This window comes from Ancylomarina sp. YFZ004 (genome assembly GCF_054254355.1).
This window is the reverse complement of record NZ_JBTCHQ010000002.1, coordinates 288,236-314,836: the sequence shown is the minus strand read 5'-3', so window position 1 is coordinate 314,836 and position 26,601 is coordinate 288,236. Positions and strand designations below refer to the sequence as shown.

The 26,601-nt window shown below is 35.7% G+C and carries 23 protein-coding genes and 2 tRNA genes; 13 read left to right on the top strand and 12 right to left on the bottom strand.

The window, feature by feature from the left end:
- The first annotated feature begins 88 nt into the window (after nt 1-88).
- The 7 genes from ACXR6G_RS04580 to ACXR6G_RS04550 all read left to right on the top strand — a co-directional run bounded on the left by ACXR6G_RS04580 (nt 89) and on the right by ACXR6G_RS04550 (nt 8,085).
- Nucleotides 89-889 (top strand): ion transporter, encoded by an 801-nt coding sequence (locus ACXR6G_RS04580; protein ID WP_458360219.1) that lies wholly within the window; start codon nt 89-91, stop codon nt 887-889.
- 190 nt (nt 890-1,079) lie between these two features.
- Nucleotides 1,080-1,394 carry a hypothetical protein gene (locus ACXR6G_RS04575; RefSeq protein WP_458360218.1) on the top strand — a complete coding sequence of 105 codons (315 nt, stop codon included), beginning with the start codon at nt 1,080-1,082 and terminating at the stop codon, nt 1,392-1,394.
- A 102-nt stretch (nt 1,395-1,496) separates the two neighbouring features.
- Nucleotides 1,497-3,494 carry a DNA mismatch repair endonuclease MutL gene (gene mutL / locus ACXR6G_RS04570; protein WP_458360217.1) on the top strand — a complete coding sequence of 666 codons (1,998 nt, stop codon included), beginning with the start codon at nt 1,497-1,499 and terminating at the stop codon, nt 3,492-3,494.
- Nucleotides 3,495-3,640: 146 nt separating this feature from the next.
- The gene (locus ACXR6G_RS04565) at nt 3,641-4,468 is read left to right on the top strand and encodes a rhomboid family intramembrane serine protease (RefSeq protein WP_458360216.1); all 828 of its coding nucleotides are present in this window, start codon (nt 3,641-3,643) and stop codon (nt 4,466-4,468) included.
- A gap of 98 nt (nt 4,469-4,566) precedes the next feature.
- Nucleotides 4,567-5,496, top strand: a complete 930-nt coding sequence (locus tag ACXR6G_RS04560) for a rhomboid family intramembrane serine protease (protein ID WP_458360215.1) — start codon at nt 4,567-4,569, stop codon at nt 5,494-5,496.
- A gap of 113 nt (nt 5,497-5,609) precedes the next feature.
- Entirely contained in the window at nt 5,610-6,686 is a 1,077-nt protein-coding gene (locus ACXR6G_RS04555) for an endonuclease/exonuclease/phosphatase family protein (RefSeq protein ID WP_458360214.1), read from the top strand.
- Between the two features lie 640 nt (nt 6,687-7,326).
- Nucleotides 7,327-8,085 carry a hypothetical protein gene (locus tag ACXR6G_RS04550; protein WP_458360213.1) on the top strand — a complete coding sequence of 253 codons (759 nt, stop codon included), beginning with the start codon at nt 7,327-7,329 and terminating at the stop codon, nt 8,083-8,085.
- Between the two features lie 138 nt (nt 8,086-8,223).
- Here the strand turns inward: ACXR6G_RS04550 and ACXR6G_RS04545 are convergent, their stop codons facing one another.
- From ACXR6G_RS04545 to ACXR6G_RS04510, 8 genes are all read right to left on the bottom strand, one after another.
- Complete coding sequence (locus ACXR6G_RS04545; protein ID WP_458360212.1) at nt 8,224-9,222, bottom strand: beta-ketoacyl-ACP synthase III; 999 nt, start codon at nt 9,220-9,222, stop codon at nt 8,224-8,226.
- Between the two features lie 193 nt (nt 9,223-9,415).
- Nucleotides 9,416-9,601, bottom strand: coding sequence for a 50S ribosomal protein L32 (rpmF, locus tag ACXR6G_RS04540; RefSeq protein WP_458360211.1), 186 nt, complete (start codon nt 9,599-9,601; stop codon nt 9,416-9,418).
- 16 nt (nt 9,602-9,617) lie between these two features.
- Nucleotides 9,618-10,139, bottom strand: coding sequence for a YceD family protein (locus ACXR6G_RS04535; protein WP_458360210.1), 522 nt, complete (start codon nt 10,137-10,139; stop codon nt 9,618-9,620).
- Nucleotides 10,140-10,403: 264 nt separating this feature from the next.
- A complete protein-coding gene (locus tag ACXR6G_RS04530; RefSeq protein ID WP_458360209.1) occupies nt 10,404-11,549 on the bottom strand; it encodes a sensor histidine kinase in 1,146 nt (381 codons plus the stop codon).
- A gap of 172 nt (nt 11,550-11,721) precedes the next feature.
- Nucleotides 11,722-12,750, bottom strand: coding sequence for a tRNA 2-selenouridine(34) synthase MnmH (mnmH, locus tag ACXR6G_RS04525; RefSeq protein ID WP_458360208.1), 1,029 nt, complete (start codon nt 12,748-12,750; stop codon nt 11,722-11,724).
- Between the two features lie 97 nt (nt 12,751-12,847).
- Entirely contained in the window at nt 12,848-13,615 is a 768-nt protein-coding gene (locus ACXR6G_RS04520) for a TIGR00266 family protein (RefSeq protein WP_458360207.1), read from the bottom strand.
- 214 nt (nt 13,616-13,829) lie between these two features.
- On the bottom strand, nt 13,830-14,753 hold the full coding sequence (rsgA, locus tag ACXR6G_RS04515; protein ID WP_458360206.1) for a ribosome small subunit-dependent GTPase A: 924 nt from the start codon (nt 14,751-14,753) through the stop codon (nt 13,830-13,832).
- A gap of 232 nt (nt 14,754-14,985) precedes the next feature.
- On the bottom strand, nt 14,986-15,336 hold the full coding sequence (locus tag ACXR6G_RS04510; protein ID WP_458360205.1) for a hypothetical protein: 351 nt from the start codon (nt 15,334-15,336) through the stop codon (nt 14,986-14,988).
- Nucleotides 15,337-15,494: 158 nt separating this feature from the next.
- On the opposite strand from ACXR6G_RS04510, the gene ACXR6G_RS04505 reads away from it, so the two are divergent.
- A tRNA-Gln gene (locus ACXR6G_RS04505) sits at nt 15,495-15,568 on the top strand.
- 145 nt (nt 15,569-15,713) lie between these two features.
- The gene (locus tag ACXR6G_RS04500; RefSeq protein ID WP_458360204.1) at nt 15,714-17,348 is read left to right on the top strand and encodes a SulP family inorganic anion transporter; all 1,635 of its coding nucleotides are present in this window, start codon (nt 15,714-15,716) and stop codon (nt 17,346-17,348) included.
- A gap of 280 nt (nt 17,349-17,628) precedes the next feature.
- Here the strand turns inward: ACXR6G_RS04500 and folK are convergent, their stop codons facing one another.
- Nucleotides 17,629-18,120 carry a 2-amino-4-hydroxy-6-hydroxymethyldihydropteridine diphosphokinase gene (gene folK, locus ACXR6G_RS04495; protein WP_458360203.1) on the bottom strand — a complete coding sequence of 164 codons (492 nt, stop codon included), beginning with the start codon at nt 18,118-18,120 and terminating at the stop codon, nt 17,629-17,631.
- Between the two features lie 200 nt (nt 18,121-18,320).
- Between folK and sppA the strand changes: the two genes are divergently transcribed.
- From sppA to ACXR6G_RS04480, 3 genes are all read left to right on the top strand, one after another.
- Nucleotides 18,321-20,117, top strand: coding sequence for a signal peptide peptidase SppA (gene sppA, locus ACXR6G_RS04490; protein WP_458360202.1), 1,797 nt, complete (start codon nt 18,321-18,323; stop codon nt 20,115-20,117).
- 147 nt (nt 20,118-20,264) lie between these two features.
- Nucleotides 20,265-20,729, top strand: a complete 465-nt coding sequence (locus ACXR6G_RS04485; protein ID WP_458360201.1) for a hypothetical protein — start codon at nt 20,265-20,267, stop codon at nt 20,727-20,729.
- A 5-nt stretch (nt 20,730-20,734) separates the two neighbouring features.
- Nucleotides 20,735-21,151 (top strand): hypothetical protein, encoded by a 417-nt coding sequence (locus ACXR6G_RS04480; protein ID WP_458360200.1) that lies wholly within the window; start codon nt 20,735-20,737, stop codon nt 21,149-21,151.
- Between the two features lie 135 nt (nt 21,152-21,286).
- Here the strand turns inward: ACXR6G_RS04480 and ACXR6G_RS04475 are convergent, their stop codons facing one another.
- The 3 genes from ACXR6G_RS04475 to ACXR6G_RS04465 all read right to left on the bottom strand — a co-directional run bounded on the left by ACXR6G_RS04475 (nt 21,287) and on the right by ACXR6G_RS04465 (nt 26,209).
- Nucleotides 21,287-22,591, bottom strand: a complete 1,305-nt coding sequence (locus ACXR6G_RS04475) for a serine hydrolase domain-containing protein (RefSeq protein ID WP_458360199.1) — start codon at nt 22,589-22,591, stop codon at nt 21,287-21,289.
- A 139-nt stretch (nt 22,592-22,730) separates the two neighbouring features.
- Nucleotides 22,731-22,910 (bottom strand): hypothetical protein, encoded by a 180-nt coding sequence (locus ACXR6G_RS04470; protein ID WP_458360198.1) that lies wholly within the window; start codon nt 22,908-22,910, stop codon nt 22,731-22,733.
- A gap of 197 nt (nt 22,911-23,107) precedes the next feature.
- Nucleotides 23,108-26,209 carry a glycosyltransferase family 117 protein gene (locus ACXR6G_RS04465; protein WP_458360197.1) on the bottom strand — a complete coding sequence of 1,034 codons (3,102 nt, stop codon included), beginning with the start codon at nt 26,207-26,209 and terminating at the stop codon, nt 23,108-23,110.
- Between the two features lie 268 nt (nt 26,210-26,477).
- Between ACXR6G_RS04465 and ACXR6G_RS04460 the strand changes: the two genes are divergently transcribed.
- Nucleotides 26,478-26,551, top strand: a tRNA-Gln gene (locus ACXR6G_RS04460).
- Nucleotides 26,552-26,601: the final 50 nt, after the last annotated feature.

Genomic DNA, 26,601 nt, shown 5'->3' with positions numbered 1-26,601 from the left:
CATTTTGCATAATGACTTAGCTAAGATCATTGGAATTAATTAACTTCGACTCAATTTCTTTTTTTTTAGATTAAACTCATCTGATTATATGACACTCAAAGCAAAACTCTACGAAATTATATTTGAATCTGATACCAAAGCAGGTAAACTTTTCGATTTGATATTGCTTGTGGTTATTGTTTTGAGTATTCTTTTAGTCATGCTTGAAAGTGTACCGTCTATCGAGAATGAGTATCATTCTCTATTGAAATTTTTTGAATGGGGCATTACCCTTATTTTTAGTTTGGAGTATTGTTTAAGAATATGGATCGTATCTAAGCCCAAGGTCTATATCTTTAGTTTCTATGGAATTATCGATTTTCTATCTATTCTTCCTAGCTATTTGGCTTTTTTCTTTGTGGGGACACATGGTTTCATGGTCATCAGAGCACTTCGATTATTAAGAGTATTTAGAATACTCAAGCTTAATCGTTATATGAAGGAAGGGGCTATCATTATCAAAGCCTTAAAGCAGAGTCGAATAAAAATTTCCGTTTTTCTTTTTGCAGTGCTTACAATGGTTGTGATTATCGGAACCCTGATGTACTTGATTGAGGGAGCTGAAAATGGTTTTACGAGTATTCCTCGTGGCATTTATTGGGCTATTGTTACTCTTACGACTGTGGGCTATGGTGATATTTCTCCAATGACAGCTTTAGGTCAGTTTATTGCTTCATTTGTCATGATTACTGGTTACGCAATTATTGCAGTGCCTACGGGTATTGTTACAGCAGAATTGTCCAAGCCCACTAAGGCATTACCTTCAGGACAGGTTTGCGAAAATTGCTTATCAGAAGGTCATGATATTGATGATCAGTACTGCAGATACTGCGGAACAAAACTGGAATAGAGCTTAATATCCTGAAAAATGAAGCTCTATTTTTAAACTCAATTAAATAAAGAATTGAGCAACAAGAACTTTGTTAATATATCATAAATACCTGCATGTCTGAATTACATTTCTAGACTGAAATTCAGTATTTATAGTTATATTTGCCATACAATCGAAGAAAATATAAAAAGCATTAACACAAGGAATTATGGCATTACCAGGTTTTTTTAAAAAGCCGGAGCATAAGAGGTTTAATATTGAACCTCGCTATTGGGATCCAGCTAAAGAAGAGCGTGAAGAAAGAGAGAATCGCATGAAGTCCGAGTTGGGAATGACAGATAATAAAGGTCAGTATATCCCCAATGTTAAGGGACAGTTGAGACGTTCACTTCGTCATCAGAATACTGATGTGAGATCATCGAATAAAAAATCGAATATACGTCTCTTCGTAATTTTAGTCATTCTTCTAATTATCGCCTATGGCTATGTTTTCGGTTGGGATCTCTCAATACTTAAAATGTAGTGAGTTAATTGAAACGAAACTTTATTTTGAAGCTTCGTTTTCTTTTATTTCCCTTTTTAGATTTTGAAAAATAAGGAATATTTATCTCACATTAAATTCTATATGTCCGATATTATACAAATACTTCCAGACTCAGTTGCGAACCAAATTGCTGCTGGAGAGGTGGTGCAACGTCCAGCTTCAGTAGTAAAGGAATTGGTTGAAAATGCAATTGACGCGGGTAGTACTTCCATAAAAATAAACCTAAAGGATGCTGGTAAAACACTCATCCAAATTATTGATAATGGTTGTGGGATGTCAGCTACAGATGCTCGACTATCTTTCGAACGCCATGCAACATCGAAGATTAAAGCAGCTAAAGATCTGTTTGCTATTCGTACCATGGGGTTTCGTGGTGAAGCTTTGGCTTCAATTGCAGCTATTGCTAATGTTGAGCTTAAAACGAAACGCTTAGAAGACGAGTTAGGAACGCATCTTGTGATTGATGGTTCTGAACTGATCTCTCAAGATTCTGTTGCTTGTCCATCTGGAAGTAATTTTATCGTTAAGAATCTCTTTTTTAATGTTCCGGCACGACGCAAATTTCTTAAAGCGAATTCGACTGAGTTTAGAAATATTATTACTGAATTCCAAAGAATTACTTTAACCAATCCTGATATTGAGTTTCAGTTGATTCATAATGATGTTGAAGTTTACAACTTGGTTTCTAGTAATACACGCCAGAGAATTGTTAATGTTTTTGGTCGTAGTATTAATACCAGATTGATTAGTATCGATACCAATACAAGTATTGTTAAGCTTACTGGTTTTATTGGGAAGCCTAAGAATGCTAAGAAAAAAACCGATGAGCAGTTCTTCTTTGTGAATAATCGCTATATGCGTCATCCTTATTTTCACAAGGCTGTTATGTTGGCTTACGATAAAATATTACCACCTGATACAGTACCACCTTATTTCATCTTCTTTGAAGTTGATCCTAAGATTATCGATATCAATATTCATCCAACCAAAACGGAAATTAAGTTTGAGGATGAGCAGGCTATCTTTCAGATTATTCAAGCGTCTATTCGTGAAGCATTAGGGAAATTTAATATTGTACCTTCTATCGATTTTGATGAGGATACCAGTCTTGAGATTCCAGTCGCGAATCAGGATTCTGCTGAAGTTGGGATGCCAATGATTAAGGTGAATCATGAATTTAACCCTTTTGAGGCTGATACATCATATAACCCATTTGAGGCTGAAAAATCCTTTAATCCATTCGAGCAAGAGAGGAATTCTATTGAGAATAATCAGTTTTATCAAGAATTTAAATCGAAGTCTAATCCATCGCCTACTCCTAGTTCTAGTCCAAAGAAAGAGGTTCCAAAAGATTGGGATAAGCTTTATCAGGATAGAGAACCAGATTTAGTTCCAGATTATCCAATTAGAGGACAAAAAGAGGTGAAACAACCTCCTATGCCTGATTATTTTCAGCCACAGGAAGCTCCTCAAAATCAGGTGCAACAAAAAATATTTCAAAGAGAGCGTAGTGTTAATTCACAAAGTTTCTTTCAGTTGAAGAATAAATATATTCTGACACCTGTTCGTTCAGGTTTAATGATTATCGATCAGCGAAAAGCGCACGAACGTATTTTATTTGAAAAGTTTCGAAACTCTGTAGAGAAAAATCAAGGGGTAGCACAACAAACTCTTTTCCCTCAAACCATAGAGTTTAACGCTTCTGATTATACGCTTTTACAGGTGATTATTGAGGATGTTAAAGCTTTGGGTTTTGATATCAGAGAGTTTGGCAAGAAAACATTTGTGATAAATGGAACCCCAGCTGATATTCAAAACGGAGATCCTAAGGAACTTCTTGAGAATCTTTTGGAGAACTACAAGGTGAACCAATTAGACGTTAAGGTGAAAGTTCGTGAGAACTTAGCAAAAGCTTTAGCTAAGGCATCAGCTGTGAATTATGGCAAAACGCTTAGTTCAGAAGAGATGAGTGCTATTATCGACCAGCTTTTTGCATGCGAAACACCTAATTATACACCTGACGGTAAAACCATAGTTTCGGTTTTGGAAACACAAGAACTTGACAAACGTTTCAGGTAAACACTGACAACTTGACTTTAATTCCAGTATTTTGTTTCTTGGTATGGCTCTTGTAAGACTAAAGACCTGCTGTAGAAATAATTTTTTATATTGAGATGGAATCGATAATAAGAACTGGAATTTTAAGCACTATCTAAAATATTGATATGAATAATTTAAAATCATCATTTTTAAATCTACCACCTGTTGTTAAAAACCTCTTGATAATAAATGCACTAATGCTTTTGGCTACGTGGGTTTTAGGACAAACAGGCATTGATTTAAGCAAAATATTAGGTCTGCATTTTTTTGCATCAGAACATTTTAGTCCTTATCAAGTGCTAACACACATGTTTATGCATGGAGGTTTCTCCCACTTGTTTTTTAATATGTTTGCCCTTTTCATGTTTGGTAGGGCATTGGAGTCTGTTTGGGGACCTAAGCGATTTTTAATCTATTATATGTTAACTGGACTTGGAGCAGCAGCTTTGCATACTTTTGTATTGTGGTTGGATTATAGTTCAATGCAAAAAGCTTTTGTTGCTTTCTCAAATACACCAACTCCAGACTTATTACTTGCTTTTGTTAAAGATCATTTAGGAAGCCCAACTTCGGGATTTTATAATTTTATTACTAATTGGTCTGATAATCCTGATAGCGCTTATTTAATCAATCAGGGACTTGATATTGCTCATACAGCTTTTGAACAATCTGTAAATAATGTTAATGCATATACAGTTGGAGCTTCGGGAGCAGTGTATGGTATTTTATTAGCTTTTGGGATGTTATTTCCTAATACCGAGATGATGTTAATATTCCTACCTATTCCAATTAAAGCGAAGTATTTTGTAATTGGCTATGGGGCTATTGAGCTTTATCTTGGATTTCAGCAAAGCGCAGGCGACAATGTGGCTCATTTTGCTCACTTGGGAGGTATGTTATTTGGCTTTATTCTGATCAAGTATTGGCAAAAGTACTCTAATCGATTTTATTAGTCGATAGCGATACGATAAATCAACAATTCGCGTTCATTTAAAAAGTTAGGGAAATTTTCTTTTGCTTTTTATTGACTCATTTGATACCTTATATAAACATGAATTTCAACAATCCATATCAATCCTATTCTCATCAGAGTATATGGGAAGGCATTAAGAATTCTTTCAAGGAGGGTAGTAACCTCAGCAAGTTGATCTATATTAACTTGGGCGTATTTTTACTTGTGAAGATAGCAGCTGTTGTTGCTTTTCTTTTTGGTTTAGCCCCTACTGAAGGAAATTTTGTATTGAATTGGTTAACACTACCAGCTGATACTTCAGAACTAATATACCGTCCCTGGACTGTATTTAGCTATATGTTTCTTCATGAAGGATTTCTTCATATCTTATTCAATATGCTCTATTTGTATTGGTTTGGAAGAATTTTCCTGAGTTTTCTCGATCAGAAGAAATTGCTGAGTATCTATTTATTAGGAGGTTTAACGGGGGCCTCGATTTTTGTTTTTGCTTTCAATATTTTTCCTGTATTTCAAGAGAATTTAGCTTTTTCTGTCGCTCTAGGAGCATCGGCATCGGTTATGGCTGTTGTATTTGCTACGGTTAGTTATTCCCCTAATTATATTGTAAATTTAGTATTCATTGGGCCTGTTAAGCTCAAATATATCGCTCTAGTCTTTATTCTTATCGATATTATTCAATTGCCACAAGGTAATGCAGGTGGTCATTTGGCTCACTTAGGTGGCGCTTTTTACGGCTGGTTTTTTATCACCCAATTGCGTAAGGGAAATGATATATCTTCTGGTTTTAATCAGATGATGGATGCTGTTATTTCTTGGTTTAAATCGAAAAAGAAGATGAAAGTGACGCATAAGCGAGCTCGTACTGCCGATGATAAGGCTTACAATAAAGCTAAGAAACAAAGACAGGCAAATCTGAATGAGATTCTTGAAAAGATATCCAAGTCGGGTTACGATAGCTTATCTAAGGAGGAAAAAGAAATTCTTTTCAAGTCTAGTAAAGATGAATAATGATAAAGTCTAAAAAGGATAAAGGTTAAAGTATTTAAAGTTTCTCCCTTTGCGAGTTTTGCGATCTATTCTCTGCGGACTTTGCGTGGAATCATATCATACAAAAGATAAAATTGAAGGAAATACTGCACAAAGGATTGGTCGTTTTTAGCTTGATTTTCTCAGGAGCACTTCTGATATCCTATTCTGCGGCTTATATAAACCCTGGAACCATTGGTTTTCCTGCCTTTTTCGGTCTGGCTTTTCCTTATCTTTTGCTTGTCAATCTCCTTTTTGTGCTTTATTGGATGTTCCGTCGTAAGTGGAGTTTTCTATTGCCTCTTATTATCATCCTTGTTGGCTATGGTAGCATAAGTGATTTCTTTCAGTTAAGTGGAGGAGATAAGACTATTTCAGACGGATCTGAGCAACTACATCTTCTTTCGTACAACGTACGATCATTCGATAGATATAAGTGGACTAAAGACCCCAATACGCCTTATAACATCATCAAGTTGATTAACTCTCAAGAACCTGATGTTGTTTGCTTACAAGAATACCGAAGTACGACCAATGGTTTTTTATCTCTAACCAATCTTAAGAAAGAATTAGGGATGAAATATGTGCATTTTAGTAACAAAAAGAATGGTGTTGCTATATTTTCAAAACACACTATTGCTAAAAAAGGAAGTCTATCCTTTGGGAACGATGATTTGTGTAAGGCTATTTTTGTTGATATTTCGATAAATGATAAGCTGTTTCGGGTTTATAACCTTCATCTGGAATCAAATCGTTTTGTAGGTAAGAACTATAAGTTTATCAAGAAAGATGATTATCAGGGGAATGAGCAAGATTTGAATGAGATTAAGGATATTTCTTTACGCTTGAGTCATGCATTTGCTCGCAGAGCTGAACAAGCCCTTCAAATTAAGGATCATATTAAGCAATCTCCAAATCCGACATTTGTCTGCGGTGATTTTAACGATACGCCCAATTCTTACACCTATCATCAATTATCTAAGGATATGAATGATGCCTTTGTTGAGCAAGGGACAGGCATTAGCACGACTTATTCTGGTGATTTCCCTTCATTTCGTATTGATTATCTTCTTTATTCTGATTGTCTAAGCTGTACCAAATACGAACGTATACGTAAGCGTTATTCTGACCATTATCCTATCAGCGCAAGCTTCGTTTTTACTTCGAAATAGGATTTTTCTTCCTATTTAATTCCTTTCCTATTTTTCAATCTGTAGAATACTTATCTGATATTTAATTTACCATTGATTAAATTTTATTTTTCAATATAAATTATATTGAAAGGCCTATTGTTGTTGCATAATGTGATAATAATGAAGTTGTTTGATGTGAGGGCATTTAAAATCAATGAATGAAAAATACACATATTAAATAATATTTAATTAAATTAGATTGTGATTTTAGTTAAATAAGTTAATTGTAAGCAAAGAAATGAAGAGTCCCCTAACTCTTCATTTCTTTATTTTTTTATACACGATAGGCTTAGAGTTAAGATTGGCAAATATCGTTTAAGGGAAAGCTGAAATTACAAAAGGGCATGCTGAATACGATTAAGGGAAGACTGAAATCGAATAGGGGGAAGCCGAAAACACTAAGGGGAATGAAGAAAATCCTCGGGGAAATGGTGAAAACCTTTAAGGGAATACTGAAATTGATAAGGGGAATGAGATATAAGCCAGAATGAATGATAGGATTTGTTTTTTTTTTGGAATAGGATAATAAAGTGACATGTTGGTAGGGGAGATTAGAGACTAAGATTTGGATTGAAATTATTTTAATCATCATAGTATAAATCAAACTAATCATTAAAAGATGAGTACTTTTTTTAAGTTTAGACAGGAAGAGCTTCCTGTAGTAGGAGAGATTCTATTACAAATGTTTACAAGAGATCGTAGTGCTTTCGAAGATTTTTCAGCTGAGTACAACGATGAATTCCTAAATGAGGTGAGTAAGCAGATCAAAAAAGTGAATGATCTTACTCAAGCACCAACCCTGACTGCCGAGATCAAGAAAATAACTGAAGAACTCTACGATTGTCTTGATGGCATCATACCTAAACTCGATTTAATTACTGCATACGCACAACGAGCAAACAAAGCTTTGATCGTAAGAGCCTCTGACTTTGGAGTCAAGCAAGCTAAAAAAGAAATAAAGAAAAGAAATGTTGAAGGCTACTGCGCCAAGGTTAAAGTCGTTGAGCAAAATATTGCAAATAATTTGGATGCTTTAAAAGGCAGAGGTTATAAAGATAAGCTGGGGAAAGAGATTTCAGATAAGACCCAAAAGGCTTATGATTTGAACTTGGTTCAGGAAGAAAAAATAAGAGAAAAGAAGGAAATGGTGTTAAATAACCATACTGAGTTTAATAAGCTTTGGGCTATTATGACTGATCTTTCGAAGATAGGTAAGCTGATTATGAAGCTTAACAAGCAGAAGAGTGAAGATTACATGTTCACACATATTATCAAGCAAGTTCGTAGGCCTAAAGCAGCTCCTGTTGACAATAATAAGATTGATCCTGTTGTTGAGGAAACAAAAAAGGAAGCTGTTGTTGAAGAAGTGATTTCTTAATTCAAGGCTACTAGATATTTGCCATATTTAGGGACAGTTAATAGAGTGTTCTTGTCGCTTAGAACACTCGATATATATGGCAATAAAAAAAGGACTTCCCTAAATGGAAGTCCTTTTTGTATATGGTATAGATTGGGTTTATTTAGGATCGTATCCCCATTTAATGAAGATTGAACCCCAAGTAAAACCGGCACCAAATCCTGATAGGATAATGTTATCGCCTTTTTTTAGTTGGTTTTCCCATTCCCATAAACACAATGGAATTGTCGCAGAAGTTGTGTTGCCATATTTTTCAATATTGATCATCACTTTTTCCTTAGCTAAGCCCATGCGTTTGGCAGTGGCTTCGATAATACGATTGTTTGCCTGATGAGGAACCAACCATGCCAAATCTTCAGCAGTCATGTTGTGTTTTTTCATCATTTCAACAGATACATCAGCCATGTTAGATACCGCGTGTTTAAATACGTGTTTCCCTTCCTGGTAGATGAAATGCTCGCGATTATCAATAGTTTCGTGACTTGCTGGTTTGCATGAACCTCCTGCTTTTTGGTGCAAGTGCTTGCGACCAAAACCTTGAGTATGCAACATCTCATCAATAATACCGACGTTCTCAGTTGTTGGTTCAAGAAGAACCGCTGCTGCCCCGTCACCAAAAATGGGACAAGTTTGACGATCGGTATAATCAACGATTGAAGACATTTTTTCAGCTCCAACAATGATTACTTTCTTATACATTCCTGATTGGATGTATTTAGTACCTGTAGCTAAAGCAAAAAGGAAACCAGAACAACCCGCATTCAAATCGAAACTGAAAGCATTGTTTATGCCTAATTTGTCGCTAATAATGTTTGCTGTAGCAGGGAATTGCATATCCGGTGTTACTGTAGCGCAAATCACCAAATCAACTTCTTCAGGAGAGGTATTGGTTTTCTTAAGCAATTCTTCAATTGCTTTAGCTCCCAAATCGGAAGTCCCTTTTCCTTCGCCTTTAAGAATTCTTCTTTCCTTAATACCAATTCGGGTCATGATCCACTCATTGGTTGTATCAACCATGGTGCTCAGTTCTTCATTGGTAAGAATATAGTCAGGAAGATAAGCCCCAACTCCCGTAATTACTGCGTTTATCTTTGTCATTACTATGCTTACTTATTATTCTTTTGATCAAAATAGCCTACAATTATAATCAAAATGACTATCAATTGCAAAGCTCACAATCATAGGGGATAAAAGAATTAAACACAAAAACACTAATAAGCAAAATTGCTCCAAAGATTATTCTAAGGAGCAAATTTTACTATTGCGTTAAACCTTATCCGTAAGAATTAGGTTATGCTGTAACTTCTTTTTCAATCGCTAATTTACCTCTGTAGTATCCGCACTCAGGGCAAACAGTGTGGTATTTAGCTGTTGCTCCACAATTTGAGCAAGATGCTAGAGTAGCAGGAGTGGCTTTAATATGAGTTCTTCTCTTACCTTTTCTCTGCTTCGATGTTCTGTGTTTTGGATGTGCCATTTTTCAACCTATTAAACTATTTATTATCAATCAATTTTTTTAATTCACTCCATCTCGGATCGATTTTCTCTGTCTCCGAATGTTCGTCTAGTTTTTGAATCATTTCTTCGTTGCAAGTGCTGAACCCATCTTCATCATCCGGATGGATAAAGTTGATTGGGAAACTCAACAATATTAACTCGTAAATGTATTGAGCAATTGTGATCTCGTAATCTGATTCTGGGACAACAATAATATCATTATCCAATTCCTCATATGTTTCACCAAACTTGATAAAGAGAGTTGATTCTCCTTTAGCATGATAAGGGAAACGGTCTAAACAACGATCACAAGTTACATTGATATCTCCACCAATTTCAATATTAAGCGTCATAACAAGGGTTTTCTTTAAAAGCGTTGCTTTTACCGAAACTTGACCTTGAAAATCATTCTCGAACTGAAAGTGTTCAAAGAATTTTTCGTCAGCAGTGAATTCGAATTCATGACTGCCATCTTGTAATCCTTTGTAAGGAATCGTGTATTTTGCTAAATAATCCAAAATGCTCAAATAAAACGTTGCAAAAGTATATAATTTCTAATAGCTATCCTCAAACTCGAACATCTTTTTTTGCAAAAAGTATGGTTTTTTGACTAAAGAGATTTCGATGAAATCGCTTAGTGTTCAGTTTAATGGATTTATTCTAGCCATTTGGAGGAATAAAAAACACCTAATTGGAGGTCTTTAGTCGCTCAAATGGGGTGCAAAAATAGGTAGAAATTACCGATTCAAAAATTATTTAAGTGTTTTTAATGTGTAAAAGCTCTAATTTGTAGGCAATAGTATACGAATGCAGCTGCCTTTGCCCAATTCAGAGTGATGTACAAATATTTTTCCACCATGATATTCTTCAATAATACGCTTGGCTAGCGAAAGTCCTAAGCCCCAGCCACGTTTCTTGGTTGTATATCCAGGTTCGAATATGGTGTGAAACTGTTTTTTTGGTATGCCTTTTCCTGTATCGCAAATGTCCAGGCATAAATTGTTTTGTGATTTCTTTAGATCAAAACTCAATCGTCCTGCACCACTCATGGCATCTATGGCATTTTTGGTGGTGTTTTCAATCACCCACGAGAATAGTTCTTTGTTAATTGCAGGTTTAAAGTCAATGCTTTCGTCAATATTTACAGAAAACTCAATTTTACTAGACGATCTTTTCTTGAGGTAGTTAATACTGTCTTCTAAAATTAGCTTGATGTTATTGGGTAGAAGGACAGGTTTTGATCCAATTTTTGAGAATCGCTCCGCAATCACTTCCAGTCGTTCCACATCTTTACCCATTTCCTGGGTAAAGCTTTTGTCAAGATCCGAATCTTTAAGCAATTCCATCCAGGCTAGGAGTGAACTTATAGGTGTACCCAATTGATGAGCCGTTTCCTTCGACATTCCTACCCATACTTGATCTTGCTCAGCTTTTTTAGAGAAAGAAAATACCAGATAAGCCAGAAATGCTAAGAAAAAAATAAGTCCGAGTTGTATGAAAGGATAGAGTTCGAGTTGTTTTATGAGCTTGGAATCATCGTAATAAAGAATCGATTTTATATCATAGAGCTCTAATTCGAAATTCAATCCACCGCTTTTCATCTTTTCAAGCCTGGTATGTAATTCAGCAATACTATCTTTTTTTGAAAATTTAAGATTACGATGTTCAATAATATCACCTTTTTCGTTGGTAAGTATGATTGGTATGGTTTCGTTTTGTGCAAGTATTTTAAATATCAAGCTAAGATCTTGATCTAGATTTGAATCGATGCTGGAGAATGCATCTGCCCATAACTTAACTGCTTTTTCTTCTTCATGAGCTAATTTCTTAACCAAATTACTGGTGTAGAATATTGAACCCAGCACGATGAATCCTGCAAAGAATAGAAAGCTAATCTTCCATTGACGTTTTTTTAAAAAGATATTCATTTATTAGTAATTTTCTTGCTGAGGGTAGAATTTCGATTTCGAAATAAATATCATTTAAAGATGCTAATTATTTATTGTACTGTTCTTTATTAGCACAAAAAAAAGACTGATACAATTGAAAACAGCATTTGTGTTTAATTATTGTATCAGTCTCTTTATATACTTGGTTTATCTATTTCAACTTTTGTAGATAATCAATAAGGTATTTGGCATTTTGTTCTGGCTCATCCTTTTCAATCTCAATTCGATGAACTTTTTGTGTTGTTCGTGTATCGAGACCATGTCCATATGCTTTATCGTAATAATCAAGAGTAATATCAGCCACTGTAGAATAATCGCCTTGTTCTAAACTATCGAAGGCCTTTTTAACCTTTAAGCCACCTAGACGTTTTTCAATCTTCTTACACATTTGTTTAAGCAAATCGATATCGAAACAGGCGTATTCCTTAACCAAACGTTTGATACGTTCCGATTTAGGAACAATTATAGCTAAAAGCGGTGCTTTTCTCATTTGTTCAAAAAGAGGGTCGTTGATCCGTACAGAACCAACTGAATGACTTTCGTCTTCTGTCCAAATTGTTTTGGAATGATCAAATTCTTGCCAAATTTTTCCTAGATCATTTTCATATTGCTCAGTTGTTGGTTGGTCAGCTTGCCCTAGAGCTCCAAAGGCAGATCCTTTGTGATTGGCCACACCTTCCAAATCAAGAACTTGCTCTTCCAGATCGGTAAGTTTGTGTAAAATTTCTGTTTTACCACTTCCAGTATAACCGCCTATCACGACCAAGTTTGTAGGGCGAGTGAATGCTTCACGTATATGGTGGCGATAGGCTTTATAACCTCCATCAAGTAAGCTAGGCTTAAGGCCTGCCGTTTCGAATAGCCAAGCCATACTACCAGATCGCATGCCACCTCGCCAACAGTGAATCAACACTTCACCATCAACGGCTACTTTTTTTGCTCTTCTAACAAACACAGACAACTTTGGCCCAACCAACTCTAAACCTAAAAGAACTGCGGCATCTTTGCTTGCACGCTTGTATTTCGTTCCGACCTGAGCACGTTCATCGTTGGTGAAAATTGGAATATTAATAGCACCAGGAATGTGCCCTTGTTCAAATTCAGCAGGCGTTCTTACGTCTATCATCGGAATTATTTTTCCTTTTTCAAGAAAATCTTGTGCTGATAATTTAGTGTGCATGTTTTTAGATAAAAATTGTCCCGTCCTCAGCTATTGAGGAGCGGGATTATAAATAAGTATATGTGGACGATCTTAATCTATTCGTGAAATTGAAGTCTTACCCTTCAAGGAATTCACCTAATATTGAACTTCCGCCCTTTTTAGTGTTACTTCCCATAGGAGAAATAGCTTGAATCAGTTTTCTAATTGGCATAGATTGTAGGTAAACTTTCCCCGTTCCTTTTAGAGTTGCTAAAAAGAGACCTTCTCCACCGAAAACCATCGATTTTAAACCTCCAGCTTTCTCTATTGAAAATTCAATGCCTTCTTCAAAAGCTACGACACAACCTGTATCGACACGCAAAGTTTGGTTGTTTAATTGTTTCTCGATTACTGTACCTCCTGCATGAACAAAGGCTTTTCCGTCACCTTGTAACTTTTGTAGGATAAATCCTTCACCACCAAAGAAAGTCGCTCCAAGTTTTTTATTGAAAGCAATACTAACCTTGGTTCCTAAAGCTGCACAAAGGAAACCATCTTTCTGAACAATTAGTGTTCCGCCAGATTGCTTTAAATCAATTGGCATAATAGTACCTGGATATGGAGCAGAAAAGGCAACCTTAGCTTTACCGTAACCTTTATGGGTAAAGTGAGTCAGGAAAAGTGATTCTCCCGTGATCATACGTGAACCTGCTGACAATAACTTGCCAAACAAACCAGCCTCAGGTTCTGATCCATCTCCCATCTTAGCTTCAAACTGAATACCTTCTTCCATATAGGCCATAGCTCCAGCTTCAGCAATTACAGTCTCGTTTGGATCCAATTCAATCTCGACCAATTGAATGTCGTTACCATATATTTTATAATCTATTTCGTGTGAACGCATATTTTCAAATGTTAGAATTTATGAAACGAGCCATTAGTAAGCCTTTCAAAACAAAAAGGGAATGACTAATTGGGCGACTTCCATGTGACAAATAAAAATCAAATTACAGACACATGAAATAATGGTTCAAGATATAAGGATTTAGCTTAAACTCAAAGAGGAGGGAAGTCCAGTTTAAGAATTTAACTTTCGTTAAATATTCGAGTGTTTAAGCCTATCGATATTTTAATTCCTCGTCTTCAGACATCATTCCGCAATAACTATCGTAACGAGATTCTGCTATTTCCCCATTCTCAACAGATTTCTTAACAGCACATTTAGGTTCGTGCATATGCGTACAGTTATGAAATTGACAATATTCAGACGTTCTGAAAATTTCAGGAAAGAAATGAAACATCTCTTCTTTTTTCATATCAAATGTGCCGAATCCTCGAATTCCAGGTGTATCTATAATATAGCCACTGAAATCAAGTTCGAACATCTCTGAAAAAGTTGTTGTGTGTCTACCTGAAGAATGGGATTCTGAAATCTCACCCGTTTTAAGGTCCAATCCAGGCTGGATATGATTGATTAATGTTGATTTTCCAACGCCCGAGTGTCCTGATAGAAGGTTGATTTTACCTTTCATCTCTGCTTTAAGCACGTCAATGTTTAATCCGGTTATTGCAGATACTTCGAAACATTTATAGCCAATGTTCTGGTAGATGTTTTTAAGTTCTTGCAATTGCACAAGGTCTTTTTCTTTATACCGATCAACTTTATTGAAGACTATGTTTACAGGAATATTGTAGGCTTCAGCAGCTGCTAAAAAACGATCGATAAATGTAGTTGTAGTAAGAGGGTAGTTAACAGTCACAATTAAGAAGGCATGATCGATATTAGCTGCAATAATCTGACTACTCTTTGAAAGATTGGTCGATTTACGGATGATATAGTTCTTCCTGTCATTTATCTTGACAATAACACTAGAATCTTTTTCCGTATTAAACTGGACAATATCACCTACAGAGATAGGATTAGTAGTACGAATTCCTTCCATACGAAATCGACCTTTGATTCTACAGTCGTAAATTTCTCCATCATCGGCTTTAACGGTGTACCAGCTACCTGTTGATTTTATGACTAATCCTTCTTTCACAGTTTATTTGTTTTTTGGAAAAGGCTGAATCGCACTTCTCACTGATCTTACTTATTAATAGACAATTTGACCTATTAGTTATACAACTGAAAGATCTCTGTCTTAATAATTCAGCAAAAATAGTATTTTTTTGTGGATTAGCTTTTTAGAAATGAATTACCAGCACGATTCTAATTCATTTAGTTTTGAATTAGAGTCTTATAGTGAGGTAGTCTGACTTAGAATGAAAGATTTACTGGACTTTCTGAAAAATAAAGCTCCCGTAAATACCCTGATTGTCTAGACTTTCTCCTTCAATAGTGAATTCGTTTAATAGTACGCCTTTCCAACAGTCGAGTTCATAAAAAATGCTTTGTTCTGAGTGGATAATATCGTATTCTGTCGCATGTAAAATAATCCGACTACCATTTATTTCACCTTCGAGAAATTCTTGAACCATTACAGAATTAGATGAATCAATATTCTCTATAAAGATGATCTTACCAATAAGTCGTTTCCCTATCTGTTTGAGAAAGAGTTCACCTTTAGCTTTCCCATAGCTGTAATCTTCTTCATAGAGCCATTTTCCACTTAGGCTATCCATATCAAGTAATTATTTTTTTTGTTTGACTCAAAACATTTTACTCTCAGTAAGATACAAAACAATGCTGAAAAAAAATGATACTTTTACGGTAAGAGACTTTGTTGAAAAATAAAATTCTCATATATTTGCAGTGCTCTAAGAAAATTGAGCAAGGGTATTGTCCCATGGTGTAATGGTAACACACCTGTTTTTGGTACAGGCATTCAAGGTTCGAGTCCTTGTGGGACAACCAAAATTTAAGCTTCGAATTTATATTCGGAGCTTTTTTTGTACTCCAAATTCTGATAGGGTATAGTCTAAAGAACATATGGTTTCGAGAATAATGTGCTTTGATTATGACTAATTTTGCTCCCTGAAAATCAAAAATAAACACTCCAATGTCAAAATTATTCAACCCTAAACTATTTAGCCTTTTAAAAGCCGGAATTGATAAAAAGCAAATTTCGAATGATATCATGGCTGGTATTGTTGTTGGTATCGTAGCACTTCCACTTGCCATAGCTTTTGCTGTCGCCTCGGGTGTGTCGCCAGATAAGGGTTTGATAACGGCCATTATTGCAGGTTTAATTATCTCGTTCTTGGGTGGTAGTCGTGTACAGATTGGAGGACCTACTGGTGCCTTTATTGTTATTGTTTATGGTATTGTTGAAACGCATGGTATCCAAGGTTTAATCATTTCAACCATTATGGCAGGTATCCTTTTGGTGATATTTGGTTGTTTAAAGTTGGGTACACTACTTAAATATTTTCCACATCCCTTGATTGTGGGTTTCACTAGTGGTATTGCTTTGGTGATATTTTCAACTCAGATTAAAGATGCTTTTGGTCTGGAAATAGATAAGGTTCCCTCTGATTTCATTGCAAAATGGGAAATGTATTTTTCACAAATTCATACAATGAATCCTACAGCTTTAATTTTAACTGTAGCAACCATCTTAATTAGTATCTATTCAAAGAAAATTACGAGTAAGATACCGGGTTCATTTATAGCCATTATAGGTATAACCTTAGCTGTTCAATTATTCGATCTTCCTGTAACAACCATTGAATCATTCTTTGGTGAGATTCCAACCACGATAAGTATTACTTTCCCAGCCATAGAGTGGGCTAATCTAAGTCAATATTTTGCTCCAGCTATTACCATTGCTCTACTTGGAGCTATAGAATCTTTACTATCTGCCGTTGTAGCTGATGGTATGATAGGTGGTAATCATCGCTCGAATACCGAGTTGATAGCACAAGGGATAGCTAATATTGTAACACCTTTCTTTGGTGGAATTCCAGCAACTGGAGCTATTGCACGTACAGCCACGAATATTAAAAATGGAGGTAGAAGCCCTATAGCGGGTATTGTGCACGCAGTGACTCTATTGCTGATCATGCTCTTTTTTGGTAAATGGGCAAAACTGATCCCAATGTCATGTTTGGCGGGTGTGCTGATTGTCGTGTCTTACAATATGAGTGAGTGGCGTGTTTTCCGATCTATTCTAAAAAGTTCTGGCTTTGATATTCTGGTTCTTCTGGCAACCTTCTTTTTGACTGTTTTAGTTGATTTGACTATTGCTATTGAAGTTGGCGTTGTGCTATCAGCAGTTCTTTTTATGAAGAGAATGGCTGACAAAGGCGAGCAGATTCAAAAGGATGCGAATATTGATTTAATAGAAGATTATAGCGATTTACCTAAGGATATATCTGTTTATGAGATTAGTGGTCCTTTCTTTTTTGCATCAGCTAAGCAGTACGCTCAATTGATTCAGCAAATTGGGTTAAAGAGTAAAATTATCGTGATTCGAATGCGACATGTCCCTTTTATTGATGCAACAGGGTTTCATAATTTTAAAGCAGTGATTAAGTCACTTCAGAATTCTAATGTTCGAATTATACTATCAGGCGTTAATGAATCGGTCTTATTGGATATGGAAAAGTATGATTTGACTTCTAAGATTGGGGATGAGTATATCTTTGACTCTTTTAAAGATGCTTTAGATTGTGCAAAAATGCATTGTCGTTAGTTAGGTAAACTTCTATTTTTTTAAGTTTCGCTCAAGCCGTAAGGCTTCTACTTTTACTCATAGTATAATATCATATTAAGGGATTACTGATTTTTCAATTCTCCTTAAATGAGAAAAGTAGACTCGCCCAGAGGGCACATGAGCACCTTTGTGGTCTTAGTTTGCGAATCAAGAATCAAGTCAGTCTTATTCTTGTTTACTCATTATGGTAGAGACTGTAACACGCCTCACGGCAGACTGACAGAGTTCGCTCAAAAGTATATTTGATATGACTTTTGACTTATTCTCTGTTGAATTTGTTGACTTTTAGTTTGTCAGGGCATTCTCTTTTAAGTGTTTTGATGCTCTTTTTCAATACAGGATGTATAAAATCAGGAATGAGTTCTTCTAGAGGGTAAAGCGCAAATGAACGTTCTTGTATTCTAGGATGAGGAACAGATAGTCTTTCATTTTCTATTAATTCATTGCCATAAAATAAGATGTCGATATCAATGGTTCGTTCGCAGTACTGTGTGGTTTTGCGAACGCGACCTAATTCCTTCTCAATAACTTGAGTTCTATCTAATATTTTGATGGCCGATAAATCTGAATCAAAAGCAATAACCTGATTTAGAAAGTTTTGTTCGTGGGTGAAACCCCAAGGTTCGGTTTCGTAAAGAGACGAAGCATGAACGAATTCACCAACCCGATTTGTCATTTTTCTGACTGCTTCAGACAATAATTCTTCACGATTTCCAATATTACCCCCTAATAAAAAATAAATTCTAGTCATAAAATATCTGTTTGAACGGCAAAACAACTAAAGAAATCTTACTCAGCAAAATATACATCGAAAAATAAGTATTATTAATCATCTTCATTTACAAAATAGATATATTTGTTATGAGAATCAGATTAATACTTTCTATTGATTTGGAATCTTAGGTTTAAACTAACCGACCAAAATAAAACTAATTTTCAAATTAAACATTTATGAAGAATTTTTTTAAAATTACTTTAGCAACTCTCTTGGCCTTTATCATTGGTAGTGTTCTATTGCTATTTATTGGTATGGGAATAATAGGAGCGATAGTTGCTAGTGGTGATAAGCCTGTTACTGTAAAGACTAATTCTGTTCTTGAAATCACTTTGAATAAAGAAATCATGGATAGAGGTTCAGATAACCCTCTGGATGGTTTTGATATCATGAAAATGAAGCCTCAATCTAAACTCGGTTTAAATAATATTTTAGACTGTATTGAAAAAGCAAAGGCGGATGATAAAATTAAGGGTATTTATCTGAATGTTAGTGATATTTCTTCAAGTTTTGGAGGTTATGCTGTTGCTCAGGAAATCCGCACTAAACTAAAAGAATTTAAAACTTCAGGTAAGTTTATTGTAGCTTATAATAATATGGGATATTCTCAAAAAGCCTACTATTTAGCTTCTGTATCAGATAGTATCTTTATTAATCCACTTGGTAATATCTGGTTTACAGGTATGGGTGGTGAGATGACTTTTTATAAGAATTTCTTAAAGAAAATCGGTGTTGAAGCTCAGGTTGTTCGTGTAGGTAAATACAAGTCAGCTACAGAGCAATATTTCCTTGAGAAGATGAGTGACGAATCTCGTGAGCAGAGTTTAGCTTATACCTCAGCAATGTGGAATCAAATAGCTGTAGCTATTGCTCAGGAGCGTGATATTACTGTTGATGCATTTAATAAATTAACGAATGAGTTGGCCGTACGTAAGCCTCAACATGCTTTGGATTATAAGCTTATTGATGGTATTATCTACGAAGATGAAATGGAGGCTAAACTGAAAGATCTTGTAGGAACAAAATCGAAAAAGAAGCTAAATACAATTAGTATCGAAAAGTATACTAAGGCTCCAAAGGCAAATAAAAAATATTCAAAAAATAAAATTGCAGTTGTGTACGCAACAGGAGCAATTGGATTCGAGCAATCATCTACTGCGATTGGTCCAGAATTGGCTCAAACAATTCGCAAGGCTAGAAAAGATACGACTGTAAAAGCAATTGTTTTACGTATCAATTCACCAGGAGGTAGTGCTTTAATCTCAGATATTATCTGGAGAGAAGTTGACTTGGCAAGACAAACTAAGCCGGTTATTGCTTCAATGGGTAATGTTGCTGCTTCTGGAGGATACTATATCGCATGTGCTGCTGATACCATTGTTGCTGATCCTAATACGATCACTGGTTCTATTGGTATTTACGGCTTATTTTTCTCAGGTGAAGATTTGATTAAGAACAAGCTAGGTTTAACAACAGATCCTATCGGAACGCATAAGTTTGCATCTTTTGGTGGCGGTTATCCAATTCCATTTATGCCATTCTCTTCTCGTAAATTCAATAAACAAGAACGATCGATTCTTCAGGAGTTTCTTAACGATGGTTACGATACTTTCCTAAGTCGAGTTGCTGCAGGGCGTCATAAGACTGTTGAAGAGATTCATGAAGTTGCTCAAGGTCGTGTTTGGAATGCAATTGATGCTCAAGAAAAGGGTTTAGTTGATGTTTTAGGTGGATTGGAAACAGCCATTGCAATTGCAAAAGAAAAGGCTGGTATCGAAGAGTATCGATTGACATCTTTACCAAAAGAAAAAGATCCATTCCAAGCTTTGGTTGATGATTTAACTGGTAATGTGAAGATGCAAATTCTTAAGAGTGAGCTGGGAGTTAACTACCAGTATTACGAAAAAACAAAAAACATTATGAATATGGGTGGCGTTCAAGTTAGAATCCCATATCAAATCGATTTATATTAATTTTCAAGTAAATTAGCGAAACGGTGAAAAGACTCTCAAGAAATTGAGAGTCTTTTTTTATATCGTATTTCACTCCTGTGTTTTAGACAAAGGAAAAACTTATTATCTTTATCATGATTCTAACAAATTAGAACAAAAAGAGTTGATATGGAAAAGATTAAAACAAATGCAGGTCATAGCTTAGGTGTAGCTGGTTTAGTTCTTGGTATCTTAAGCTTGTTTATGGCTTTTATTCCTTGTGTTGGTGTTGTTGCAATTGGGCCTGGAGTTATTGCGATTGTCCTATCTATAGTTGGCCTTGTTCAAGCCAATAAGGATAATGGGGCTAGGGGAATTAATATTGCGGCTTTGGTGATTTCTGCTATAGGAACATTAATTGCATGCCTTTGGTTGTTCGTTTTTGTCGGTATCGCTTCATTAGACGAAGATCAGATTGAAAACATGGTTGAAGATGTGATTGAAGAAGTTGTTCGTGGGACAAATTCTTGTAATACCGATCTACAAGATGAATTGGATAAATTGGAGTTGCATTTGGATAGTATTAAGATTGATGAAACAATTCACATACAGACTGATTCGATGAAAATTAAGATTCATATCGAGAAAGAATAATTTATATGAAAATCATTGATTCCTATAGAATCATCAATATCATATTTGCAGGAGTAATTGGACTGGTGTTCATTTACTCCTGTCTTTTTTTACCAGAGAATGGGAGTCATATCATTCCTTCTTTTTATACGGATATAACAGGAAATACGAGTCCCTCTTTGGGATTGTCTAGAGCATTTTCAGCTCTCGTAAGAGGAGATCTTGCTTTAGCTAATCAGTTTAATCCACATGCCCTTAATATCTTTGTATTCTTCTGTTTTCAATTCCTGTATCGATTGATTTCACTGAAAGTTGATCGTATAGCTTTTGTGAATAGAAAGACATGGATTCGGTTTGATATCGTGTTATCTATTTCGTTATTTCTGATTGCTTTTTATCCTCTAATTGAATTTACCTTGAAACAAATGAGCAGACTATTTTAGATATCTTCCAATTCAGGTGTGAGCTACAAATTCGCTACAGCATACCCAACAGTTACCGCGAGCTTTTGGCTCGTATTCTGTGTGGGAGTTATCAGATGAATTTTCTACATCAGGAGAATTCATCTGATAATTACATTATTCCTTAATTGAATTCACAACGTTCTGTATAAATTTATTGGTGTTGAATCGCTTGTCGATAGATAGACCTAAACGCACAATAACCAGATCTTTCGATGGAATAATGGATATCATCTGACCGTGATGACCAATACACATGAATTCATCAATTTCCGAATCAGCGTTGAGCCAAAATTGAGCTCCATACTGGCCATTTGAAGCCTTCGCTGGTGTGTATGAATATTCTGCCCAACCTTCAGGAAAAATCCGTTCTCCGTTGGCTATACCATCGTTTAAATACAGTAATCCAAACTTAGCCCAGTCGCGAGTGGTCGCATAACCAAAAGACGAACCAACGAAAGTTCCTTCGGCATCTGTTTCGTAGTAAAAAGAACTTGCCCCAATTTTCTTAAACAATTCGAGGTAAGGGAATTTGTGGTATTCTTCATCATTATTGATTTTGTCACGAAGGTATTGACTGATGATATTTGAAGTTCCTGAAGAATAGATCCAAGTGGAGTCCGGTTTTACAGAGAATTGTTTAGCCATAGCATAGCCTGAAGCTGTACCTGTTTTGTAAAGCATCTTGGTTACATCTGACAATCCACCATAACCTTCGTCCCAATCTAAACCACTACTCATGTGCATGAGATCGTTTAAGGCAATATTTTTTCTTTCATCATTCACCCACTCTTCAAAAAGAGCCTTATCGCTTAGGTCAAGACGATTTTGCATTTTCATGATACCGACCATTGCATTGATAATGCTTTTGTTCATTGACCAACCCAATAGGGGAGTTGATTGATTGAAGCCATCACCATATCGTTCAGCAATCAGTTTATTCTTGTAAAGAATCACAACACCTCGCGTTCTTTCTTCACGTTCGAAAACGGAATCAAGTGCTGTATTTAGAAGCTTAAAATCGATTTCACCCTTGATGCTATCAATGTCTGTGCCCAGAGGGATATTCTCAATTATTGGTCTATCAAAAGCTTGTTGTTTTAATTCATCCTCGTTGTAACCCTTTGTTATGCAGCAACCCAATGCACCGCGATAAATTGCTTTGCGTGGGAAAAGTCCGAATATGCTAGCCGTTACCGATTTCTCTGCTGTATCAACTTTGATACTGGTTTTACTCATGAATGAGTAGTTGATATCATTATTCTGTAACGACTCTAAGCTTCTGTTTGCAATGAAAATGCCTGAGCAAATATCTTTAGCTGAATAGCCTGTTACAACTGGAAGCTTAACACTAGTATCGTAGATGAAATAGCTCAAGCCAATGATGGCAAAGGCTAAGATAATTCGTTTCAATTTTTTCATAGATTAAAAATAAGAATTTCTCTGAGACCTTTAGTATTAATAGGTTTATTAAGGTGATTGATATTTATGCAAATTGATTATTTCTCAATCTATTTAATGACTTGTTTAGATAGTTTGATGTCAGTTAATTTTGTAGATGTTACTCTATGTTGCGATATTTTTTTACTAAAATCATAAAGCTTGATACCATTAAGAACATACCTATGGCAAGAATATAATCAGCTATTTCTATGTTGTTTATTTTTAGGAAAGATGCAATTAATAACAATATTGCACCAAGTATAAATAAAGCTTTTACCGATTTATTGTTATAGTTCATAATTTGAGTTTTAGGGATAAATGTCAGATTTGTAGTTCTAAACTAGATTATACAATTATCATATAAAAAAATGATAATTGCTATTGTTGATATAAGAAATTGCTTTTTCATCCTGGATGATAATCGAAAATTTTAAGCTCAAGCTGTAATCTGACTTATTACAAAAAGAAAAGGCTGCGAAATTCGCAGCCTTTATCTTATTTGTTTGTTCCTCCACCGTTTTTGAAAGTTTCAAATAAGCCTTCAAAGTCTCGTTGGATTTTATCTTTGATATCTTCCTGACCTCCTGATTCTGCGAGTCCTAGTAGCATTTGAACAATTCTGATCTCTCGTTGTTGTTCCGTTTCAATACTAGCGAAGTATTCAGGTTCTAGAGAAAGGAAGTAGTCCATTTTCTCGTAAGAGTTTTCAGCAATACGCAGAAGCAATTTATTTGCTTTCTCAGTTTCGCCTGCACGGTAATATTCTTGAATAAAACCAACTAAAGAATAGTCGATAGGTAGTTTCTCAATTGGCAGTTCTTCCATACATCTATCAAGAACCATAGTTGCTTTTTCTGGTTTGTTTTCATCATTTAACTTAGCTGCTAAACGAACATGGTTCGAACGGAATGACATGATACCGCAAGTGGTGATATGGAACTGATCCATATACACATCTGGCTCTTTAATACGACCATATTCAAACTTATTCATCATGTTATCGTAAAGAAGATCAGTATTGATACGACCATACTCCCCATAAGAATTTTCAGATTCAATCGGAACCAAACGATAAGTTGCTCCTTCTAACTGGAAATACTTTTCTAAACCTAAATAGTTTTCAGGTCCCATTCCAATTGAGAAGTAAATAGGTCGTTCCCATTCGTTCGAAGAGATGATATCAAGAATCATCATGCTATTTTTATAGATGTAGTTGGTTTTCAATGTCCAATCTAATCTATTAACGATAAGCTCAGCATCTTCTTTTTGAACCGTACCATTTTTAAGCACCTTATTTGCATCAACAGGTAAATAGATATTTTTCCCAGGGAAATAATCCATCATCTTTCCTGATTGTGTTTCCAAACGAGTTGCTTTATTATCGCTTCCCACAAATTCAATCATGTCAGCAAGGTTTTCAGGCTTGGATAAGCGATCCATTACTGGAATTTGATCTCGAATACCTGGCTCTACCTTTTCAGCGCTTAAACTCATTGGAACAGGATCAGAATCATAGGCTTTTCTACGCATCTGATTGATGTACCAATCTCCAGCTAATAAACTGATGTTGACGATACGGATGTCTCGACGGATGCCTTCTACTTCCTGGGCATACCAAAGAGGGAAGGTATCGTTATCACCATAAGTGAATAGAATAGCGTTAGGAGCGCACGAGTTCAAATAGTTCTCGGCATATGCTAAAGTGGCATAACGTCCACCTCTATCATGATCGTCCCAATTTTGCTGAGCCATAAGGCCTGGAACTGCAATAAGGCAAATTAAAGTTGCGATTCCCGCTGATGCGAGTTTCGGCATTTTCTGCTGCAAGAAATTATAAAGCCCCAATACACCAAAGCCAATCCAAATTGCAAAAGCGTAGAACGAACCTGCATAGGCGTAGTCACGCTCACGAGGCTGATGTGGGTATTGATTGAGGTAAACCACAATGGCTAATCCCGTAAGTAGGAAGAGCAACATGACAACCCAAAAATCCTTTTTGCCTTTTTTACCGGCATTTAGTTGAAAGAAAATACCAATTAAGCCTAAAATGAAAGGAAGAAAGAATAAAGTGTTTCTAGATTTTTTATTTTTCAGTTCAGAATACAATTTATCCTGATTACCCAGTCGCATTTCATCTAAAAATTGAATACCCGATATCCAATTACCATGACGGATGCCTCCATGATTTTGAATATCGTTTTGACGACCGGCAAAGTTCCACATAAAATAGCGCCAGTACATATGGTTGAACTGATAGCGGAAAAAGAAGCTTAGGTTGTTTCCGAAACTTGGTTTATAGATCGTTTCAGGACCATTCCCATTGTCGACTGTAATCGGATTATTTTTTGAGATACCTCCCCAATATTCGTAATCCTTTACATGCCCAGCATTTGAACTATACATACGAGGGAAAATCGTTTTAAAGCGAGAATCAAATTCGTAAGCAGGTTTGCGGGAAGCAATTACATATTTATTATTCTTTTGAATATAGACTGGTGTTGTGTATTTTACATCGTTAACCGGAGCATTATAATATTCTCCAAAAACAAGAGGTCTGTCACCATATTGCTCACGATTCAAGTAAGATAATAAGGCAAACACATTGTCTGGATTATTCTCATCCATAGGAGGGTTAGCCGAAGAACGGATAACGATCATAGCAAATGAAGAATAACCAATCATGATCACAAGGAATGAAGTGACGATGGTATTTAATATGACTTTATTGTGCTTGATTGAATAATTAATGGTCCACACAACAAGAGCGATCATGGCTATGCCGTAAATAAAAACGCCTGTATTGAAAGGAGCACCCATACCGTTAACAAATGCTAATTCGAACCAAGAAGCCATTTTTATGACTCCAGGAATGATTCCATACATGATGGCACCCAAAATCACAAGTGAAATTCCAAGAGCTGCAAGAACACCATTTCTAGTTGTTTCATATTTTTTGAAATAGTAAACAAATATGATTGCAGGAATAGCCAATAGGTTAAGAAGGTGTACCCCAATTGAAAGTCCCATTAAATAGGCAATTAAGATAATCCAGCGATTGGCATATTTCTCATCGGCAACATTTTCCCATTTAAGAATAGCCCAAAAAACGACGGCTGTAAACAATGAGGATAGCGCATAAACTTCGCCTTCAACTGCAGAAAACCAAAAGGTATCTGAAAATGCGTAGGCAAGTGCACCAACTATTCCTGCTCCAAGTACAGCTACTCCGTTTGCCATGCTAATCTCTCCATCTTTGATAAAGAGTTTTTTTGCAAGATGAGTGATGGTCCAGAACAAAAACATAATGGTGAATGCCGAAGCAAGTGCCGACATCAGGTTAACCATGAGGGCCACGTATGACGGGTCGGGAGCAAATAAGGAAAAGAAACGAGCTAAGATCATAAAAAGAGGAGCCCCAGGAGGGTGACCAACTTCTAAACCGTAAGCGGTTGTAATAAATTCACCACAATCCCATAAACTGGCAGAAGGTTCCATGGTTAAAGCATAGGTAATGGCAGCAATAGCAAACGCTAGCCAACCTAGAATAATGTTATACCGACTATAATCTGTATTCGATAGTTTATTGTTTCCCGACATATTTTATTAAAAATTTATTGGAATGATGAGTTCTATTTTATTGTTTTTTGAATTTAAGACAAACAAAGATGGCATATTTTCCATGGAATTGTTTCCTATTTGCCGAGTTTAGCTGACAGTATGATTTGTTTGCAAAAATATTTAAGGCATGAAAATAGTCATTTTTAGGCACCTAGATACTTAAGCTTCGAAAAAAATATTTTTTTTATTTGCAGAATGAAAAAAATGTTTACATTTGCAGTGCTCTAAGGAAATTGAGCGACGGAATTGTCCCATGGTGTAATGGTAACACACCTGTTTTTGGTACAGGCATTCAAGGTTCGAGTCCTTGTGGGACAACCAAAATTTAAGCTTCGAATTTATATTCGGAGCTTTTTTTATGCCTAATATTT

Excerpts from the sequence above, each read along its gene's own strand:
- ACXR6G_RS04580 (WP_458360219.1), top strand. The coding sequence starts at position 89 with ATGACACTCAAAGCAAAACTCTACGAAATTATATTTGAATCTGATACC.
- ACXR6G_RS04575 (WP_458360218.1), top strand. The coding sequence starts at position 1,080 with ATGGCATTACCAGGTTTTTTTAAAAAGCCGGAGCATAAGAGGTTTAAT.
- mutL (WP_458360217.1), top strand. The coding sequence starts at position 1,497 with ATGTCCGATATTATACAAATACTTCCAGACTCAGTTGCGAACCAAATT.
- ACXR6G_RS04565 (WP_458360216.1), top strand. The coding sequence starts at position 3,641 with ATGAATAATTTAAAATCATCATTTTTAAATCTACCACCTGTTGTTAAA.
- ACXR6G_RS04560 (WP_458360215.1), top strand. The coding sequence starts at position 4,567 with ATGAATTTCAACAATCCATATCAATCCTATTCTCATCAGAGTATATGG.
- ACXR6G_RS04550 (WP_458360213.1), top strand. The coding sequence starts at position 7,327 with ATGAGTACTTTTTTTAAGTTTAGACAGGAAGAGCTTCCTGTAGTAGGA.
- ACXR6G_RS04545 (WP_458360212.1), bottom strand. The coding sequence starts at position 9,222 with ATGACAAAGATAAACGCAGTAATTACGGGAGTTGGGGCTTATCTTCCT.
- rpmF (WP_458360211.1), bottom strand. The coding sequence starts at position 9,601 with ATGGCACATCCAAAACACAGAACATCGAAGCAGAGAAAAGGTAAGAGA.
- ACXR6G_RS04530 (WP_458360209.1), bottom strand. The coding sequence starts at position 11,549 with ATGAATATCTTTTTAAAAAAACGTCAATGGAAGATTAGCTTTCTATTC.
- mnmH (WP_458360208.1), bottom strand. The coding sequence starts at position 12,750 with ATGCACACTAAATTATCAGCACAAGATTTTCTTGAAAAAGGAAAAATA.
- ACXR6G_RS04520 (WP_458360207.1), bottom strand. The coding sequence starts at position 13,615 with ATGCGTTCACACGAAATAGATTATAAAATATATGGTAACGACATTCAA.
- ACXR6G_RS04510 (WP_458360205.1), bottom strand. The coding sequence starts at position 15,336 with ATGGATAGCCTAAGTGGAAAATGGCTCTATGAAGAAGATTACAGCTAT.
- ACXR6G_RS04500 (WP_458360204.1), top strand. The coding sequence starts at position 15,714 with ATGTCAAAATTATTCAACCCTAAACTATTTAGCCTTTTAAAAGCCGGA.
- folK (WP_458360203.1), bottom strand. The coding sequence starts at position 18,120 with ATGACTAGAATTTATTTTTTATTAGGGGGTAATATTGGAAATCGTGAA.
- sppA (WP_458360202.1), top strand. The coding sequence starts at position 18,321 with ATGAAGAATTTTTTTAAAATTACTTTAGCAACTCTCTTGGCCTTTATC.
- ACXR6G_RS04485 (WP_458360201.1), top strand. The coding sequence starts at position 20,265 with ATGGAAAAGATTAAAACAAATGCAGGTCATAGCTTAGGTGTAGCTGGT.
- ACXR6G_RS04480 (WP_458360200.1), top strand. The coding sequence starts at position 20,735 with ATGAAAATCATTGATTCCTATAGAATCATCAATATCATATTTGCAGGA.
- ACXR6G_RS04475 (WP_458360199.1), bottom strand. The coding sequence starts at position 22,591 with ATGAAAAAATTGAAACGAATTATCTTAGCCTTTGCCATCATTGGCTTG.
- ACXR6G_RS04470 (WP_458360198.1), bottom strand. The coding sequence starts at position 22,910 with ATGAACTATAACAATAAATCGGTAAAAGCTTTATTTATACTTGGTGCA.
- ACXR6G_RS04465 (WP_458360197.1), bottom strand. The coding sequence starts at position 26,209 with ATGTCGGGAAACAATAAACTATCGAATACAGATTATAGTCGGTATAAC.